This is a genomic window from Novosphingobium capsulatum NBRC 12533 (assembly GCF_001598375.1).
GTDB lineage: Bacteria > Pseudomonadota > Alphaproteobacteria > Sphingomonadales > Sphingomonadaceae > Novosphingobium > Novosphingobium capsulatum.
On the sequence record NZ_BCYV01000011.1, the window covers coordinates 1 to 16,858 of the forward strand.

Sequence of the window (16,858 nt, forward strand, 5' to 3'; positions counted from 1 at the left end):
CCGCCGCCGCCCCCGCCACCGCCGCCCAAGGTCGTGATCGTGCCGGCGCGGCCGATGCCGCCCAATGGCGCCAGCGCCAACCTGACGGTGCCGCCGCTGGCCGCCACCGGCCTGCGGGAATCGGTCAATCGCAACATCACGCCCGCGCAGATGGTTTGGAACCTGCGCTCGGCCTACAACGTTGCCGCGCTCAACTGCACTGGCCCGCGCCATGTCGAGCTGTTGCCGCTCTATCGCACGTTCCTCAAGTCGCAGGCCAAGGGGCTCGACAAGGCCAATCGCACTGTCGACCAGGAATTCAAGGCCAAGTTCGGCAGCAAGTTCATCGCCCCGCGCGAGCAGTACATGACCGCAGTTTACAATCATTACGCCCTTCCGGCGACGATGGGTGATTTTTGCGATGCAACGCTGGCGGTGGCGCGCGACGGCGCCGCTGTGCCCGCTGCCGAACTCGAAGCCTTTGCGGTGCGCAGCCTGCCCAACATCGAAATCGTGTTCGATGCGTTCTATCGCCGATACGACCAGTATCGCACCGATCTGGCTATCTGGCAGGCACAATATGGTGGTGCCCAGCCTGGCTCCACTATCGTGATTCCGACCGTTGCCAGCGACAACTCGACCAGCGGGACACCAACTACGCAGGCCACCGGCGCGCTCTAAAAAATATCACTTTTGCTCTTGGCGCCGCCATGGCTCTGCGCTAATGGCGGCGCTCCCGAAGCACGGGGCGCCTAGGCGGCCCTGCTTTGGACGATACTGGAACGGGGCCGTAGCTCAGCTGGGAGAGCGCGTCGTTCGCAATGACGAGGTCAGGGGTTCGATCCCCCTCGGCTCCACCAGTATAAAATTGAACGGATCGGTTCCATTTCCGGTCCCCATGCTCGCCAGCCTGCTGCCAGCCTGAATTCCGACGCGCCATCAGCCGACGGGCCGGGTGGGCAAAGCGGGCCTTGGCGCAATCGGCGTTTGCTGCAAAGGCGCCGGCTGCGCCCATTCAGGACTGCCGGACGCCAACGCCATGCACTTTCTCGATCAGGCCAAGATCTTCATCCGCTCAGGGCAGGGTGGCCCCGGCGCGGTCAGCTTCCGGCGCGAGAAGTATGTCGAATATGGCGGCCCCGATGGCGGCGATGGCGGCAAGGGTGGCGACATCATTTTCGAGGCGGTGACCGGCCTCAATACTCTGATCGATTTCCGCTATACCCAGCACTTCAAGGCCCAGCGCGGCCACGGCGGCGCCGGCAAGAACCGCACGGGCGCGGGTGGCAACGATCTGGTGATCAAGGTGCCGCTCGGTACCCAGGTGCTGGACGATGACCGCGAAACCGTGCTGGCCGACCTGACCGAAGTGGGCCAGCGCGTTGTCCTGCTGCGCGGCGGCGACGGCGGGCGCGGCAACCTGTCGTTCAAATCCTCGACCAACCGCGCGCCGCGCCAGTGCGGGCCGGGCTGGCCGGGTGACGAGATGTATGTCTGGCTGCGGCTCAAGCTGCTGGCCGATGCCGGGCTGGTGGGCCTGCCCAATGCCGGCAAGTCTACCTTCATCAACCAGATCACCAATACCAAGGCCAAGGTAGGCGATTATGCCTTTACCACCACGCGGCCGCAGTTGGGCGTGGTGCGGCACCGCGCGCGCGAATTCGTGCTGGCCGATATTCCTGGCCTGATCGCGGGTGCAGCAGAAGGCGCGGGCATTGGCGATCGCTTCCTGGGCCATATCGAGCGCTGCCGCGTGCTGATCCACCTGATCGACATTCACGGCACCGATCCGGCCGAGGCGCTGGCGATCGTCGAAGAGGAACTGGCTGCCTATGGCGCCGGGTTGGAAGACAAGCCCCGCGTGGTGGCGCTCAACAAGATCGACCTGGTCGATGCCGAACTGGTCCGCGCCTTTTCGCGCGAGCTGATCGAGGCGGGCGCCGCGCGCGTGTTCCCGATTTCGGGCGCAACGGGCAGGGGCATGGATGATCTGCTCGATGCCGTGCTCGATTACCTGCCGGCCGCCACCACCACTGAGCGGCCGACCGGCGAAGTGGAAGACGAGGCCGACGCCAAGCCGTGGTCGCCGATTTGAGGCTTTTTTTTGCAGCTTTTCATCAGTTGTTTTAGGGTTCCACCACCCCCAAACCCCCTCCTCTAAAGAGGATGGGGCTTTCCATCTTACTTCTCCCCATCCTCTTTAGAGGAGGGGGTTGGGGGTGGTGTGATGCCATGCGCATCCTGGCGGAAAACACCCCCGCGCCAAAGCGTGTCACAATTCCTTCAAGCGCCCTTCACCTGCCCGATCATTTGGCCTAAGCCGCGCCGATCATGCGCATTGCCCAGCTGTCTCACCTCGCCGATCCTGCCGTGTGCCCGCGCCTTGTCATCAAGGTCGGCTCGGCGCTGCTGGTGGGCAAGGACGGGCAGCCGCGCCGCGCCTGGCTGACGGCGCTGGTGGCCGAAATCGCTGCCGCCCGCGCTGCCGGGCAGCAGGTGATCGTGGTGTCTTCGGGCGCGATCGCGCTTGGTGCGCGCAAGCTGGGCCTGGCCAAGGGCGGGCGTGGCAGCCTGGCCGATGCCCAGGCCAGCGCCTCTGTCGGGCAGATCGCGCTGGCCGGTCTGTGGGCCGAACTCTTGGCCAGCCATGGCATTACGGCGGCGCAGATCCTGCTGACGCTGGAAGACCTGGAAGACCGCCGCCGCTATCTCAACGTCACGGCCACGCTGGGACGGCTGCTGGCGGCTGGCGCGGTGCCGGTGATTAATGAAAACGATTCGGTCGCCACGCAGGAAATCCGCTTTGGCGACAACGATCGTCTCGCCGCGCGCGTGGGCCAGGCTGCGGCGGCGCAGGGCGTGCTGCTCTTGTCGGATATCGACGGGCTGTATGACCGCGATCCGCGCTTGCCCGATGCGGTGCGCATTCCGGTGGTACAGGGCGTCACGCCGGAAATCCATGCCATGGCCACGGGCGGATCGTCGTCCGGCCTGGGATCGGGCGGCATGACATCGAAGCTGCAGGCGGCTGAGATTGCCGAAATGGCCGGCATGGCTCTGGCGATTATCGATGGCCAGCCGGTCTCGCCGATCGCTGCGGCCTTTGACGCCACGCGTGGCACGCTGTTCGTGCCGCGCCGCCGCCACACCGCGCGCAAGGCCTGGCTGGGCGGGCGCCTGCGCATGCGCGGCACGGTGACGGTCGATGCCGGTGCCGCCGCTGCCCTGGCGCGCGGGTCCAGCCTGCTCGCTGCCGGCGTCACCGCGATCGACGGCGATTTCGCGCGGGGCGATGCTGTTGCCGTGATCGGCCCAGACGGGCAGACCCTGGCGCGTGGCCTGGCGGAATACGACGCGGCAGAGGCGGCGCGGCTGCTGGGCCATCCCTCGTCCGCGCACGAGGCGATCCTGGGCTACGCGCCGCGCTCTGCGTTGATCCACCGGGACCAGATGGTGCTGTTGTGAAAGTGCCCGTCGTGGGGATCTGGGCATGATGGCGCTTCGCCAAAGACCGGGGGAATTGCTGGCCGTGACCGGTGCCACCGGGTTCGTGGGCCAGGCCGTGCTGGAGCAGGCGGCGCGCGCCGGGATGGACGTGCGCGCGCTGACGCGCCGCCCGCAACCCGCCCGCGAGGGCATCGAATGGGTCCAGGGCGATCTGCACGATGTCGCCGCGCTCAAGCGGCTGGTGCATCGTGCCGGGGTGGTGCTGCACATTGCCGGGGTGGTGAACGCGCCGGACGAGGCCGGGTTTCACGCCGGCAACGTCACCGGCGCGCTCAACGTGGTCAACGCCGCGCTGGCGGGCGGGGTGGAGCGCTTCGTCCACGTCTCGTCGCTCTCTGCGCGCGAGCCGCAGCTGTCGGTCTATGGCGCCAGCAAGCGCAAGGGCGAGATGATCGTGCGCGCCTCGAGCCTGGATTGGACCGTGGTGCGCCCGCCGGCAGTCTATGGCCCGCGCGACACCGAGATGTTCGAGCTGTTCAAGCTGGCGCGCAAGGGCATCGTGCCGCTGCCGCCCGAGGGGCGCGCCTCGATCATCCACGTCAACGACCTGGCGCGCCTGCTGATCGCGCTGGTGCCCGGTGGCGAGGACGTCACCAGCCAGACGTTCGAGCCAGACGATGGCACGCCCGGTGGGTGGAGCCATACCGATCTGGCCCGCGCCATTGGCCTCGCCATGGGCAAGCGGGTCAAGCCGCTGCCGCTGCCGCGCGGCGTGCTGGAATGGGCGGCCAAGGCCGATCGCTGGGCCCGCAAGGACAAGGCCAAGCTCACGCTCGATCGCGTGGGCTATATGTGCCATCCCGACTGGACGGTGAGCGACGGCGCCCGCCCGCCCGCCAGCCTATGGGAGCCGCAGGTGGAAACCACGCTGGGTCTCCACGCCACGGCGGCATGGTACAAGGAAGAGGGCTGGCTGTAGGACGCCAGCCCGGTTGTGTTATGCGGGCTGCAGGGCAGGTTCGGCTGCCTCGCGCTTGCGCAACTGCATCATGCGGCGGCGCACCCGCACCGCGCCGGCATCAGACGCCAGGATCAGCGGCCGCGCCGCCCAGAACTCCTGTCCATCGAGGCCGGCTTCGGCAGCCTGGATCATCGGCTCATCCTCTTCGAGGAAGACCTTGAGCGCCATGGCTTTGGCGGCATCGCCTGGTTCGCGCGTATAGAAATAGTGCGAGGTAGTAGCCGTTGCCGGCGTGATGATGTGCGGGTTGGCCATCGGCGGGACCAGCGGCTGGCCGGTGTCGTCGCGAGTGAGTTCGATGAACAGCGCCATGGATGCCGGTGCGTGCCAGCGGATGTGCATCTTCTGGTCGGTATTGGTGCCGGGCGGCAGCATGGGCTTGGCCCATTCCGGCGCCTTGGCATCGACCATGTCCCACTTGTTCCAGATGCCGCCGGTATCATCGGTTTCGACGCTGTGCTTGCCGCCGAACAGCGAGCCATTCACGCCGAAGGTTTCGACATGCAGGAATTCTGCGTGGCTCAGGTCCATCAGGTTATCGGTGATGAATTGATAGCCTGCATCCATCAGCAGGCTTTCACACACCACCTCCGCCCCGTCGGTCACGAAAGAAAAATCGGGAATGAGCGCAGGGTCGGCGAGCTCCGCATCGCCCGGCCAGAACCACAAGGCACCGTGCCGCGCCACGATCGGGCGCGTGGCCACCTGGGCATCGGGGACGGCGGTGGCAAAGGGCGTATGCGCGCAGCGGCCGTCGGCGCCAAAGCCCAGGCCGTGATAACCGCATTGCAGCATGTCGCGCACGCGCTTGCCCCGGCTGAGCGGCACGAAGCGATGCGGGCAGCGATCGGCCAGCATGGCATAGCTGCCATCGCCCAGACGATAGATCGCCCAAGGGGCATCGAGCAGGCGGCGGGCGAGCACGCCATCATCGGGCACCTCGTTTTCCCAAGCCGCCATATACCAGAGGTTGCGCACGTAATCAGACATGGCCAAGCTCTCCCGCTATCGAATTAAACAAACCTGTTGGTTTCTTTATGGCAAGGACGATGACGACGCAAGCCGCCCGACCGATTCGCAGCCGCAAGCCCGAAGCCGTGCGCGAGCGCATTCTTGATGCCGCGCAGGCCGAGTTCATGGCGCATGGCTTTGCCGCGGCCAGCACCAACCGCATTCTGGAGCGCTTTGCCGGGTCCAAGCCCACGATGTTCCGGCATTTTCCCACCAAGCGGGCGATGTTTGGCGGTGTGGTGCAGCGCATTGCCGCGCGCTGGCGCAGCGCGATTGATCCGGCCGGCATCACGGCGGATGATCCGCAGGGCTGGCTGCAGGCATTCGGGCTGTTGGCGCTGGCGTGGATCACCAGCGACGAGAATATTTTCGTGGGTCGCATGGCGGTGGCTGAAGGCGCGGAATTTCCCGAGGTGTCGGAACTGTATCGGCGCGAAGCGGTGGAGCCAATCGAGGCTACGCTGGCCGATCGGCTCAGCGCCTGGGCGCACGCCGGTTTGATCACCACGGCAGACCCGGCGCGCGATGCGCTGGCGTTCCTCGACCTGACGTTGGCCGGTCAGGTCAGCCGGCTGCTCTATGGCGCGCCACGGCCCGATCCTGCCGCCTTGGCCGCGCATGTTGGCTATTGCGTCACGCTGTTCCTGAACGGGCGGATGGCGCGATAGGGCTGCGCTTCTTTGCGCCTTATCCCGTGGTCAGCGTCCGTCCGGCCTCGTGCGGCAGTTTCAGCGCGCTGATCACGCCGCCGAGCGAGAGCACGGCCATGGCAATGAACGCGAAGCGATAGTCCGCGCCCTGGCCGTTCAGCCCAACCGCGCCGGCGAGAGCATCGCCGGCGTGCACGCTCATCGCCGCCGCGGTCACGCCGGCGGCGGCGCCCAGCTGCAGGATGGTGTTGAACAGGCCGTTGGCATCGCCCATCGCGGTGCGGTCCACATCGGCAAAGGCCAGGGTGGAAAGCGACGAGAACTGGAGCGAGCGGGCCAGGCCGTTGACGAACAACAGGGCCGCCACCAGCACGGCTGGCGAATGCGGGCCGATTGCCGAAAGCGAGAGCAGCGAGGCGGCGCAGATCACGCCGTTGATCGTCAGCACGTTGCGATGGCCGAAGCGGCGCAGGATGCGTTCGACCAGCGCCTTCATCGTGATGTCACCGGCAAACAGCGCGACCACGAACAGCCCGGCGTGCACCGCGCCATAGCCGAAACCGGCCTGCATCATCAGCGGCAACAGGAACGGCACTGCGCCAATCGCCATGCGGCTAAGCGATCCGCCGCTGACCGCCGCGCGGAACGATGGGATATTGAGCGCGCCCAGATCCAGCAGCGGATTTGGGCTACGGCGCAAGTGGGCCATGGTGATCGTCAGCATCGCAAGCCCGGCACACACCAGGCCCAGGCCCAAAGCGTCGATCCGCCGGGCGCTATGCTCCAGGCCGATCTGCAAGGCGAACACGCCGACGGCGGTGAGCGCAAAGCCGGTCCAGTCAAACCGGCGGCGCGGGCCGCGCACGTCGGGGATCAGCCATAGCGCCGCGAGCAGGGCCAGGATGCCCAGCGGCACGTTGAAATAGAAGATCCAGCGCCAGCCCAGGTGCTCGGTAATGAAGCCGCCCACTGGTGGGCCGACCACTGGCGCGAACAGCGCGGGCCAGATCAGCGCTGAAAGCGTGGCGATAAGCTGGTCGCGCGGGGTGTGGCGCATCACCACCAGGCGCCCCACCGGCGTCATCATCGCGCCGCCAATCCCCTGGAGCACGCGCAGGGCCACGAATTCCGGCACCGATTGCGCCTGCCCACACAGCGCCGATGCCACCGTGAAGATCGCGATCGCGGTCACGAAGATGCGGCGCGAGCCAAAGCGATCGGCCAGCCAGCTGCTGGCGGGGATCAGCACGCCGAGTGCGAGCATGTAGGCCGAAATGCCGATGTCGAGGGCGACGGCCGATGTACCGAAGGTGCGCGCCATCGAGGGCAGCGCGGTCGTCAGGATCGTCCCGTCGAGGATTTCCATGAACAGCGCGCCGGTGACCAGCCACATGATCAGGCGGCGGCGCAGCGGGGTGATCGGGGCGATCTCGTCAGTCAAGGGCAGGGCTTTCCGGGCAGGCGGGACTGGCCTGCCTTGACGAAAGCGCGCGCCCGGATCAACCCTGCGGGACCGATCAAATTTTGCACGGAACCATAAGGAAACCGCAGGCTTGGGCGCGGGTCAGAACACCGGTTCGTAGCCGGGGGGCAGCTCGCTGCCGTCGCCGTCATCCGTGCTGCCAGGCACGTGGATGCCGCATTCGGTCTTGTCCCACCCCTTCCAGCGGCCCGAGCGCGGGTCTTCACCCGGTGCCACCTTGCTGGTGCAGGGGGCGCAGCCGATCGAGGGATAGCCTTGCGCCACCAGTGGGTGATGCGGCAGGCCATGGACGGTGAAATAGGCGTCCAGCGCGTCCTTGGTCCAGCTGGCGAGCGGGTTGATCTTGAGGCGGCCAACTGCGTCGCTGCTGTCCAGCTCGAAGCGGGGCAGGCCAGCGCGGGTGGACGACTGGAAGCCCTTTCGCCCGGTGATCGTGGCATCGAGGCCCGCCATGGCCTTGGCCAGCGGGATCACCTTGCGGATTTCGCAGCAGCCATCCGGGTCCCACGACCAGCGCAGGCCCGCTTCGTCCTTCTTGGCCACGGTGGCGGCATCGGGTTCCAGCACGACCAGGTTGGTCAGCCCGAGTTGCGCCACCAGGGCGTCGCGATAGGCCAGCGTTTCGGGAAAATGCTTGTGCGTGTCGAGGAACAGCACCGGGGTTGCCGGATCGACCTGCGCCACCAGATGCAGCAGCACGGCGCTTTCCGCGCCAAAGCTGGAGACCACGGCCACGCGCCCCGCCAGCCCTTCGCCCAGCACGGCCGCCAGCATATCCTGCGTGGAGGCATCAGCGAACCGCGCGTTGAGCGCGGCTACCTCGGCCGCGGTAAAGCGCGGGCCAAGGTCGAGCGTGTCGGGAGTGCGGGCGGGGCTGGCCATGGCTTCAGGCTTTCGCGGCCGGGTGGCGCGCGGCCCAGATCGGGGCGCGGCCATCGACGGTCTGCTGATAGACTTCCGGCCAGGTGGCAAAGGCGGCTTCGGCCGCCTCGGCGCTGATCGGCTTGTCGGGGGCAAAGGAATCGAACCCGCACCGGCGCATGTGCGAAAGCTGATCGATCAGCACATCGCCCACCGCGCGCAGTTCGCCGGTATAGCCGCGTTCGCGCAACGACCGCGCGGCGGAATAGCCCCGGCCATCGGCAAACGAGGGGAAATTCACCTCGATCAGGGCAATGCGCTCCAGATGCGGCAACAGCGCCAGGGCATCGTCGCCCGGCTCGATGCGCACGGCGGTGGCATTGCTCTGCGCGGCAAAGGCATCCACCGTCACGGCTGGGTCACCCACGGGCTCGTCAGTGCGATAGCGCAGCACGGTCTCAACCATAGATCGCCTCCTTGAACGGGGCCATGCCGATGCGGCGATAGGTATCGAGGAAGCGTTCCGCGCCCTCGCGACGGGCGAGATAGACGTCCGTCACCTTTTCGATGGCATCGACCACGCCGTCTTCGGAAAAGCCCGGGCCGGTGATCGTGCCGAGCGAGGTGTCGGCGCTTTCCGCGCCGCCGAGCAGCAGCTGGTAATTTTCCACGCCCTTGCGATCCACCCCCAGGATGCCGATGTGGCCGGCGTGGTGGTGCCCGCAGGCATTGATGCAGCCGGAAATCTTGAGCTTCAGCTCGCCCAACTCGCGCTGGCGACCGATGTCGGCAAACCGGTCGGTGATCTTCTGCGCCAGCGGCAGCGAGCGGGCATTGGCCAGCGCGCAGTAATCGAGACCAGGGCAGGCGATGATATCGGTGATGAGATCGAGGTTGGGCGTAGCCAGGCCCGCCGCGTCCAGCGCCTGCCACACGCGATAGAGATCGGCCTTCTTCACATGCGGCAGCACGATGTTCTGCGCATGGCTGACGCGCAGTTCATCGAGGCTGTAATCGCGCGCGAGATCGGCCATCAGGCGGATCTGGTAGGCCGTGGCATCGCCCGGAATGCCGCCCACCGGCTTCAAGCTGATCGTGACGATCGCATAGCCGGCCTGCTTGTGGGTGTGCACGTTCTGATCGACCCACAGCGCGAAATCGGGATCGCTGCGATCGAGATCGTCAGACAGCCCGCTTTCGAGGCCGGGATCGGCGAACATGCCCTTGATCCGCTCCAGCTCGGCCGGCGGCGGTTCGAGGCCCAGGGTAAGGATGTGGGCGAATTCTTCCTGCACCTGGCGGCTGTATTCGGCGACGCCGATTTCGTGGACCAGGATCTTGATCCGCGCCTTGTACTTGTTGTCGCGGCGGCCGTGGCGGTTGTAGACGCGCAGCGCCGCTTCGAGGAAGCTGATCATCTGCAGCGCGGGCACGAATTCGGCAATGCACGGCGCGATCATCGGGGTGCGGCCCATGCCACCGCCGGCAAAGAACTTGCAGCCGATTTCGCCCGCCTCGTTCTTGACGATCTGGATGCCGATATCGTGCAGGCGCATGGCCGCGCGGTCGGTCTCGCTGGCGATGATCGCCACCTTGAACTTGCGCGGCAGGTAATCGAATTCCGGGTGGAACGTCGACCACTGGCGCAGCAGTTCGGCATAGGGGCGCGGATCGGCCACTTCATCGGCAGCCGCGCCGGCAAAGTGATCGGCCGTGGTGTTGCGGATGCAGTTGCCGCTGGTCTGGATCGCGTGCAGCTGAACCTTGGCCAGATCGGCCAGGATATCGGGCGCGTCGGCCAGCTTGATCCAGTTATACTGGATGTTCTGCCGCGTGGTGAAGTGGCCATAGCCACGGTCATACTTGTCGGCAATGTCGCCCAGCACGCGCATCTGCGCGGAATTGAGCGTGCCATAGGGCACCGCCACGCGCAGCATATAGGCGTGCAGCTGGAGGTAGAGCCCGTTTTTGAGGCGCAGCGGCTTGAACTGGTCTTCGGTCAGTTCGCCCGACAGGCGGCGTGCCACCTGGCCGCGAAATTCGGCCACGCGCGCATCGACCATCGCCTGGTCGTGTTGATCGTATTGATACATGGTCAGATTACCCAGCTGCCGGCCTGCGGATCGGCAGGCTTGAGCGAAAGATCGAGGCGCACGGTGGGCCCCAGCGCGCGGATGCGGTCCTTGATGTGGGCCGGGCGTACCGCGCCGTCGGCGGCCACTGCATCGATCACGTGCGTGTCGGTCACCACCTGCTTGGCGTTTTCGCGGGCGATGATCGCGTCGGCATCGTGGGTTACCGCCACGGCATTGTCGACATGGCGCGACCAGCCTTCGCCGGTCCACCAGATCACGTCACCCGTGCGCAAGTCGTTGCCCGTGATGATCTTGATCTTCTCGCTCATCGGGCTGCCTCCACAACCGCTTGCAATTCCATGATGTCTCCCCGTGCGGTCACTTCGCCGATGACGATCAGTGCCGGACTCTTGATGCGTTCGCGCTCGACCAGGTCGGCCAGCCCCGCCAGCGCGCCCCTTACCACGCGCATCTGCGGGCGCGAGGCATTTTCGATGACCGCCACCGGCATTGTCGGCGCCAGGCCATCGGCCATCAGCTTTTCGGCGATGGCGGCGGCTGTGGCCACGCCCATGTAGATCACCAGGGTGCGGCCAACGCCAGCCAGGCCCGCCCAGTTCTGATCCGACAGGCCCTTGCATTGCCCGGCCACGAACGAGACGATCGAGGCATTCTCGCGGTGGGTCAGCGGAATCTGCGCAGAAGCGGCCGCGCCCAGTGCAGCGCTGACGCCGGGCACCACCTGCACCGGCACGCCGGCGGCATGGCAGGCCTCTGCCTCTTCCCCGCCGCGGCCGAAAATGAACGGATCGCCGCCCTTGAGGCGCACGACATCGTGCCCGGCCAGCGCTTCTGCCACCAGCAGGGCGTTGATGTCTTCCTGCCGCATGGTGTGGCGCGCACGCTGCTTGGCCACCGACACGAAGCGGGCGCCGCGCGGGGCCATGGCCAGAACGGCGGGATCGACCAGGCCATCGTGCACCACGACCTTGGCCTTCATCAGCAGGCGCGCGGCGCGCAGCGTGAGCAGATCGGGATCACCGGGGCCGGCGCCGACCAGAAACACGGTTCCGGGGAGGGGGGCATGACTCATGGTGGGGCATGTGGGCGCAGCGGCGCCATCGTGCCAGCGAGAATCGATTGGGCGGGGGCTAGGTCAGCTTTAGCGCGAACATTCTTGCTTCCTCTTCGGCATTTGCAGCGGGGTGCGACGGAATTCGCGTCATGCCCCGTTAAAGGGCCAGGCTCGATGGAGGTCTTATGAAAACACTTGGCTTGGCATCCCTGTTCCTGGCGCTCACCCCGGCGATGCCGGCCTTGGCGCAGGACACCACCCAATCCCCGCCACCTGCTGGCCAGGGCGTGACCCGCGATGCCTTTGTCGCGCGGCAGATGGGGCGGATCATGGCCGCCGATACCGATGGCGATGGCCGCGTGAGCAAGGCGGAACTGACCGCGATGATGGCCGGCCGGGGCGACCCCGACCGGCAGTTCACGCGCATGGACAGCAATGGCGATGGCTATCTCGACAAGGCGGAAATCACCGCTGGCCTGACCGAGCGCTTCAACCGCATGGACCGCAATGGCGATGGCGTGTTGACGCCGGACGAGCGCATGCGGCCGGGTGAAGGCATGCGGGGTGGCGGCATGCGCGGTGGTGCCGGTGGCCAGGAAGGCATGGGCGACCACGGCATGCAGGGTGACGGGCAGCAAAACCCGTCCTGAGGCTGATGCCGCCGTGCCCACCATCTTCGGGACGCTGGCCTGCGAGGCCCTGGCTTGAGCGAGGCAGATCCCGACGCCGCATTGCTGGCGCGGATGGCCCAGGGCGAGGATGGCGCGGTGCGCCAGTTAGTCGGGGCCAAGCTGCCGCGCCTGCTGGCCCTGGCGAGCCGCCTGCTGCACGATCGGCACGAGGCCGAGGACGTGGCGCAGGAAGTGTTCGTGCGGGCCTGGCGACAGGCAGGGCGGTGGCGGCCGGGGCAGGCGCGGTTCGATACCTGGCTGCATCTCGTCACGCTCAACCTGTGTCGCGATCGGATGCGGCGGCGGCGCGGCGTGGTGGTGGCAGAGCCGCCCGAGCAGGCCGATACCGCGCCGCTGGCCGATGCGGCGCTGGCCGCGCAAGCCCAATCGCGCGCGGTGGCCGATGCGGTGGCGGCCTTGCCCGAGCGTCAGCGCGAAGCCATCGTGCTGGTCCATTACCAGGAACTGAGCAATATCGAGGCGGCCGCCGTGCTGGGGGTGAGCGTGGAGGCATTGGAAAGCCTGCTGTCGCGCGGCCGCCGCGCGTTGCGGCAGCGCTTTGCGCAAGAGGAAGGGGCCGATCATGACTGAACCGATGAGCCCGGAGCGCTTTGCCGCGCTGGCGCAGGCCTATGGCGGGATCGACCGCTGGCCCGCAGAGCTGCGTACCGCGGGCTGGCACCTGGCTGCAGCCGATCCCGCTTGTGCGCAAGCGCTGGCCCAGGCCGAGGCGCTGGACTTTAAACTGGCTGCCTGGACGGTGGCGCCACCCACGCCGGCCTTGCGCCAGCGCATGGTGGCACGGCGGCGGCGCGGCTGGATCGTGCGGGCGCGGCTGTGGTGGTCGGCCATCGGCGTGGGCACGGTGCTGGCCGGGGCCGTGGCCGGGTTGGGCGCTGCCGTGGTGATCGGGCCAGAGCGCGTGGCGCCACGGCTGGACGCCAGCGTGTTTGAAAGCGCGGGGGAAGAAGGATGAAGGCATCCCCGCGCCTGCGTGTGCTGCTGGCCGGCTCGATCCTGCTCAACGCCTTTTTGCTGGCGGGCGCGGGCGCGGCTTGGTGGAGCATGCACAACCAGCATCCGGCGATCGGCATGGGCGCCTTGCGCGTGCCAGGCGCTGAGCTGGCGCCTGAACAGCGCCGTGGCCTGCGCCAGGTGGTGCGCCAGGCGCGCGCAGAGGTGCGCCCGCAGGTGGATGGCAACCGCGCGCTGCGTCGCCAGATCGCCGCGCTGCTGCGCGCGCCGGTGGTGGATCAGCCGGCCCTGCTGGCGCAGCTTGAACGCCTGCGGGCGGGCGATGCCATGGTGCGCGCCCACGTGGAAATGCAGGTGGTGCCCTATGTGGCGGGCCTGCCGCAGGCCGATCGCAACCGTATCGCCGATCGGCTGGAGCCCAAGAGCGGGAAATAAGCTGCGTTACGTCGCCAGCGACGGAATCGGCCGGTCGCTGCGTTCAAGCCCGCGACGAAGGAACGGAAAAAAAGGGTTTCCGTTTCAAAGGGCTTTGCCATGGTCTCGGAACAACCCCTGTCTCCTGCCGCAATTGCGCTCAACCGCTTTGGCCTGGGCGCCACGCCCGATACCGCAAGCGCGGCGGCACTCGCCGATCCGCACGGCTGGCTGATCGCGCAGTTCGATCATTTCGATGTTACGCCGCCGGCCTGGGCGGCGCTGGCCGATGCCCGCGCGCTGCTTTCCGCGTATCAGGAACAACAGCGTGCCTTGCGCCAGGCCCGTGCCGCTGCGCCGCCCCCTGCGCCTGTTACCGCAGCCACCACCCCGCTGCCGGCTGGCCCGGTCATGGCTGCCACGGTGCCGATGGCGGGAAAGCCGGCGCGCACGCCAGAGCAGAAGCAGGCCCGCCGCGATCTGGGCGAAGATATCCACGCGCTCTATCGCCAGGGCGTGCAGGCGCGGGCGCAAAGTGCGCTGGAAACGCAGGCGCCCTTCGTGGAGCGGCTGGTGCATTTCTGGTCCAACCATTTCTGCGTGTCGGTCGACAACTTGCCGGTCACCGCGCTGGCCGCCTCGTTCGAACGCGATGCCATTCGCCCCCATGTGCTGGGCCGCTTTGAAGAAATGCTGCTGGCGGTGGAGCGCCACCCGGCGATGCTGCTCTATCTCAATCAGAACCAGTCGATCGGGCCCAATAGCCCGGCGGCGCTGCGCGCGCGGGCCAAGGGTGGTGCCGATCGCCAGCGCGGCCTCAATGAGAACCTGGCGCGCGAGATCATGGAACTGCACACCCTGGGCGTGCGCAGCGGCTATAGCCAGGCCGACGTCACCGAATTTGCCCGCGCGCTGACGGGGTGGACCGTGGGCGGCATCAATGACGATGCGCCGGGCGATTTCGCGTTCCATCCCCAGCAGCACGAACCCGGCACCCGTACCATCGTGGGCAAGACCTATGCCCAGAGCGGGGTGGACCAGGCGCGGGCCGTGCTGGTCGATCTTGCCCATGCGCCGGCCACGGCCAGCCATGTCGCCACCAAGCTGGCCCGCCATTTTGCTGGCGACGTGCCGCCCCAGGCGCTGGTCGATCGGCTGGCCGATGCCTTTGCCCGCAGTCGGGGCGATCTGCCCACGGTCTATCGCGCGCTGGTGGCCAGTCCCGAACCGTGGGAGCCACGCTCGCTCAAGGCCAAGACGCCGTGGGAGTGGACGATATCGTCGTTGCGCGCGCTGGGCGTGGGTGACGTCGGCACGCTGCAGGTGGCCACGATCACCCAGCAACTGGGCCAGCCGGTGTGGAAGCCGGGCTCTCCCGCCGGGTGGGACGATACGGCCGCCAGCTGGATCGCGCCCGATGCGCTGATGCGGCGGGTGGAATTCGCCCAGCGGCTCGCCGCCCCACGCGCCGCGCAGATCGATGCCCGTCAGCGTGCGCCGCAAGTGCTGCCCGGCGCGCTGTCTGCGGCGACAGCCGAACAGATCGCCCATGCCGAAAGCCCGGCCAGTGCGCTGGCGCTGATGCTCGTCTCGCCCGATTTCCTGCGGAGGTAACCATGCTTCATCGCCGAAGTTTTCTTCACCTTGCCGGCGGTGCTGCCGGCAGCCTGCTGGTGGCGCCGGGCATGGTCCTGGCCGCAGCCGAGACCGAACGCCGCTTTGTCTTCGTGATCCAGCGCGGTGCGGCCGATGGGCTCAACATCGTCGTGCCCTATGCCGATCCGGGCTATGCCCGGCTGCGTGGCGCGCTGGCGATCGATCCGGCGGCGGCGACGCGGCTCGATGGCACCTTTGCCCTGCATCCCGCGCTCAAGGAAACGGCGGCGATGTATGCCCGGGGCCAGGCGCTGTTTGTGCATGCGGTGGCCTCGCCCTATCGCGACCGCTCGCATTTCGATGGGCAGAACGTGCTGGAGACCGGGGGCAGCCAGCCCTACCAGGCACGCGATGGCTGGCTCAACCGCCTGGTGGCCATGCTGCCACGCGCCAGCGACGCGGCCATCGCGATTGCCCCCACTGTGCCCCCGGCGCTGCGCGGGCCGGTGCAGGTGACGTCCTATGCGCCGTCCGGGCTGCCCGGCCCGACTGACGATCTGATGACGCGGGTGGGCGCGCTCTATGCGCCAGACCGGCAATTGCAGGCAGCCTGGAGCGCGGCGCTCGATACCCGCAAACTCGCCCAGGGCAGCGGCGCGCGGCAAGACCCCGCCTCGCTCGGCAAGCTGACCGCCACGTTCCTGACCAAGCCGCACGGCCCGCGCATCGCCATGCTGGAAACCGAAGGATGGGATACCCACAGCGGGCAGGACGGCCGGCTGGCCACGCAGCTGCGCGGGCTCGATACGCTGCTGGCGGCGCTGCGCGACGGGATGGGCCCGGCCTGGGCGCAAACCACCGTGCTGGTCGCCACCGAGTTTGGCCGCACTGCCGCGGCCAATGGCACGGGCGGCACCGATCATGGCACGGCCTCGGTCGCCTGGGTGCTGGGCGGCGGCGTCAAAGGCGGGCGCGTGGTGGCCGATTGGCCGGGGCTGGGCAATGGCCAGCTCTATGAAGGGCGCGATCTGGCACCCACCAGCCAGCTTGACGCGCTGCTGGCCGGCGTTGCCGCCGAAAGCCTCGCGCTCGATCCGGCGCAAGTGGCGCGGCGCCTGTTTCCGCTGGCCGGCGCGCCCCGGCCGATGACTGGCTTGTTGGTCTAAATTTGCGACGAACCGACAGACGGAAACACCGGCCGCCATCGTTCAAGTAATGTCAGGCAAGGATGAACAGCCTGCAGCAACGATAAGTGAGGTCGATATGAAAAAGATCCTGCTGAGCGTGGCGATCGCCACGGCTGCACTCGCCACTGCGGCGCCGGCGATGGCGCGCGATGGTTGTGGTGGCGGATGGTATCGCGCCTATGATGGCCGTTGCTATCCCATGGGGCGCACGGTCGTGGTCGAACGCCCGGTCTTTGGCGGCTATTACGGCCATGGCTATTGGGGTGGTCGTCCCTATTGGGGATACCACCATTACTGGCATCGTGGCTGGGGTCACCGCTGGTGATGATCGCGGCAGGGGCCTTGATGGCCCCTGCCGACTACCTCTTGCCCCGGCTGCGGCGTCTATCGGGTGAGGGCAGCGGTTGATCGAA

General features: G+C 67.5%; 19 protein-coding genes and 1 tRNA gene. 13 read left to right on the forward strand and 7 right to left on the reverse strand.

Annotated features, from left to right (window positions below; all coding sequences use genetic code 11):
* From SCA01S_RS22565 to SCA01S_RS10185, 5 genes are all read left to right on the forward strand, one after another.
* Positions 1-660: hypothetical protein (locus tag SCA01S_RS22565; RefSeq protein ID WP_062785311.1), on the forward strand; the 660-nt coding region annotated here is incomplete at its 5' end.
* A 103-nt stretch (positions 661-763) separates the two neighbouring features.
* Positions 764-839 (forward strand) — tRNA-Ala (locus tag SCA01S_RS10170).
* A gap of 179 nt (positions 840-1,018) precedes the next feature.
* Positions 1,019-2,074 (forward strand): GTPase ObgE, encoded by a 1,056-nt coding sequence (gene obgE / locus SCA01S_RS10175; protein ID WP_062785622.1) that lies wholly within the window; start codon positions 1,019-1,021, stop codon positions 2,072-2,074.
* A gap of 236 nt (positions 2,075-2,310) precedes the next feature.
* Positions 2,311-3,444 (forward strand): glutamate 5-kinase, encoded by a 1,134-nt coding sequence (gene proB / locus SCA01S_RS10180; protein WP_062785313.1) that lies wholly within the window; start codon positions 2,311-2,313, stop codon positions 3,442-3,444.
* A gap of 25 nt (positions 3,445-3,469) precedes the next feature.
* Entirely contained in the window at positions 3,470-4,405 is a 936-nt protein-coding gene (locus SCA01S_RS10185; RefSeq protein ID WP_084390925.1) for an NAD-dependent epimerase/dehydratase family protein, read from the forward strand.
* Between the two features lie 18 nt (positions 4,406-4,423).
* On the opposite strand, the gene SCA01S_RS10190 is transcribed toward SCA01S_RS10185, so the two are convergent.
* Positions 4,424-5,437 (reverse strand): Rieske 2Fe-2S domain-containing protein, encoded by a 1,014-nt coding sequence (locus tag SCA01S_RS10190; protein ID WP_062785315.1) that lies wholly within the window; start codon positions 5,435-5,437, stop codon positions 4,424-4,426.
* A 59-nt stretch (positions 5,438-5,496) separates the two neighbouring features.
* Between SCA01S_RS10190 and SCA01S_RS10195 the strand changes: the two genes are divergently transcribed.
* Entirely contained in the window at positions 5,497-6,126 is a 630-nt protein-coding gene (locus tag SCA01S_RS10195; RefSeq protein WP_022674678.1) for a TetR/AcrR family transcriptional regulator, read from the forward strand.
* Positions 6,127-6,145: 19 nt separating this feature from the next.
* Here SCA01S_RS10195 and SCA01S_RS10200 read toward each other — a convergent pair whose 3' ends face one another.
* From SCA01S_RS10200 to cobA, 6 genes are all read right to left on the reverse strand, one after another.
* On the reverse strand, positions 6,146-7,549 hold the full coding sequence (locus SCA01S_RS10200; protein ID WP_218016399.1) for an MFS transporter: 1,404 nt from the start codon (positions 7,547-7,549) through the stop codon (positions 6,146-6,148).
* 123 nt (positions 7,550-7,672) lie between these two features.
* Positions 7,673-8,473 (reverse strand): phosphoadenylyl-sulfate reductase, encoded by an 801-nt coding sequence (locus tag SCA01S_RS10205; RefSeq protein WP_022674676.1) that lies wholly within the window; start codon positions 8,471-8,473, stop codon positions 7,673-7,675.
* A 4-nt stretch (positions 8,474-8,477) separates the two neighbouring features.
* A complete protein-coding gene (locus tag SCA01S_RS10210; RefSeq protein ID WP_054130576.1) occupies positions 8,478-8,918 on the reverse strand; it encodes a DUF934 domain-containing protein in 441 nt (146 codons plus the stop codon).
* Complete coding sequence (locus SCA01S_RS10215; RefSeq protein ID WP_062785317.1) at positions 8,911-10,545, reverse strand: nitrite/sulfite reductase; 1,635 nt, start codon at positions 10,543-10,545, stop codon at positions 8,911-8,913. The genes SCA01S_RS10210 and SCA01S_RS10215 overlap by 8 nt, the downstream gene beginning before the upstream one ends.
* Before the next feature lie 2 nt (positions 10,546-10,547).
* Positions 10,548-10,844, reverse strand: coding sequence for a DUF2849 domain-containing protein (locus tag SCA01S_RS10220; protein ID WP_028657417.1), 297 nt, complete (start codon positions 10,842-10,844; stop codon positions 10,548-10,550).
* 8 nt (positions 10,845-10,852) lie between these two features.
* Entirely contained in the window at positions 10,853-11,620 is a 768-nt protein-coding gene (cobA, locus tag SCA01S_RS10225) for a uroporphyrinogen-III C-methyltransferase (protein WP_054130575.1), read from the reverse strand.
* A 167-nt stretch (positions 11,621-11,787) separates the two neighbouring features.
* Here cobA and SCA01S_RS10230 point away from each other — a divergent pair, with 167 nt between their 5' ends.
* The 7 genes from SCA01S_RS10230 (at position 11,788) to SCA01S_RS10260 (ending at position 16,770) form a co-directional block, all read left to right on the forward strand.
* Complete coding sequence (locus SCA01S_RS10230) at positions 11,788-12,252, forward strand: EF-hand domain-containing protein (protein WP_062785319.1); 465 nt, start codon at positions 11,788-11,790, stop codon at positions 12,250-12,252.
* Positions 12,253-12,306: 54 nt separating this feature from the next.
* Positions 12,307-12,864, forward strand: a complete 558-nt coding sequence (locus SCA01S_RS10235) for an RNA polymerase sigma factor (RefSeq protein ID WP_084390926.1) — start codon at positions 12,307-12,309, stop codon at positions 12,862-12,864.
* Positions 12,857-13,249: a hypothetical protein gene (locus SCA01S_RS10240; RefSeq protein ID WP_133726759.1), complete on the forward strand. Its 393-nt coding sequence runs from the start codon at positions 12,857-12,859 to the stop codon at positions 13,247-13,249. Before SCA01S_RS10235 ends, SCA01S_RS10240 begins: the two co-directional genes overlap by 8 nt.
* Positions 13,246-13,683: a periplasmic heavy metal sensor gene (locus tag SCA01S_RS10245; RefSeq protein WP_054130572.1), complete on the forward strand. Its 438-nt coding sequence runs from the start codon at positions 13,246-13,248 to the stop codon at positions 13,681-13,683. The genes SCA01S_RS10240 and SCA01S_RS10245 overlap by 4 nt, the downstream gene beginning before the upstream one ends.
* 99 nt (positions 13,684-13,782) lie before the next feature.
* Positions 13,783-15,276: a DUF1800 domain-containing protein gene (locus SCA01S_RS10250; RefSeq protein ID WP_062785325.1), complete on the forward strand. Its 1,494-nt coding sequence runs from the start codon at positions 13,783-13,785 to the stop codon at positions 15,274-15,276.
* A 2-nt stretch (positions 15,277-15,278) separates the two neighbouring features.
* Entirely contained in the window at positions 15,279-16,424 is a 1,146-nt protein-coding gene (locus SCA01S_RS10255; RefSeq protein ID WP_062785327.1) for a DUF1501 domain-containing protein, read from the forward strand.
* A 97-nt stretch (positions 16,425-16,521) separates the two neighbouring features.
* A complete protein-coding gene (locus SCA01S_RS10260) occupies positions 16,522-16,770 on the forward strand; it encodes a GCG_CRPN prefix-to-repeats domain-containing protein (RefSeq protein WP_022677932.1) in 249 nt (82 codons plus the stop codon).
* Positions 16,771-16,858 lie beyond the last annotated feature (88 nt).

Excerpts from the sequence above, each read along its gene's own strand:
- obgE (WP_062785622.1), top strand. The coding sequence starts at position 1,019 with ATGCACTTTCTCGATCAGGCCAAGATCTTCATCCGCTCAGGGCAGGGT.
- proB (WP_062785313.1), top strand. The coding sequence starts at position 2,311 with ATGCGCATTGCCCAGCTGTCTCACCTCGCCGATCCTGCCGTGTGCCCG.
- SCA01S_RS10185 (WP_084390925.1), top strand. The coding sequence starts at position 3,470 with ATGATGGCGCTTCGCCAAAGACCGGGGGAATTGCTGGCCGTGACCGGT.
- SCA01S_RS10190 (WP_062785315.1), bottom strand. The coding sequence starts at position 5,437 with ATGTCTGATTACGTGCGCAACCTCTGGTATATGGCGGCTTGGGAAAAC.
- SCA01S_RS10195 (WP_022674678.1), top strand. The coding sequence starts at position 5,497 with ATGACGACGCAAGCCGCCCGACCGATTCGCAGCCGCAAGCCCGAAGCC.
- SCA01S_RS10205 (WP_022674676.1), bottom strand. The coding sequence starts at position 8,473 with ATGGCCAGCCCCGCCCGCACTCCCGACACGCTCGACCTTGGCCCGCGC.
- SCA01S_RS10210 (WP_054130576.1), bottom strand. The coding sequence starts at position 8,918 with ATGGTTGAGACCGTGCTGCGCTATCGCACTGACGAGCCCGTGGGTGAC.
- SCA01S_RS10215 (WP_062785317.1), bottom strand. The coding sequence starts at position 10,545 with ATGTATCAATACGATCAACACGACCAGGCGATGGTCGATGCGCGCGTG.
- cobA (WP_054130575.1), bottom strand. The coding sequence starts at position 11,620 with ATGAGTCATGCCCCCCTCCCCGGAACCGTGTTTCTGGTCGGCGCCGGC.
- SCA01S_RS10230 (WP_062785319.1), top strand. The coding sequence starts at position 11,788 with ATGAAAACACTTGGCTTGGCATCCCTGTTCCTGGCGCTCACCCCGGCG.
- SCA01S_RS10240 (WP_133726759.1), top strand. The coding sequence starts at position 12,857 with ATGACTGAACCGATGAGCCCGGAGCGCTTTGCCGCGCTGGCGCAGGCC.
- SCA01S_RS10245 (WP_054130572.1), top strand. The coding sequence starts at position 13,246 with ATGAAGGCATCCCCGCGCCTGCGTGTGCTGCTGGCCGGCTCGATCCTG.
- SCA01S_RS10250 (WP_062785325.1), top strand. The coding sequence starts at position 13,783 with ATGGTCTCGGAACAACCCCTGTCTCCTGCCGCAATTGCGCTCAACCGC.
- SCA01S_RS10255 (WP_062785327.1), top strand. The coding sequence starts at position 15,279 with ATGCTTCATCGCCGAAGTTTTCTTCACCTTGCCGGCGGTGCTGCCGGC.
- SCA01S_RS10260 (WP_022677932.1), top strand. The coding sequence starts at position 16,522 with ATGAAAAAGATCCTGCTGAGCGTGGCGATCGCCACGGCTGCACTCGCC.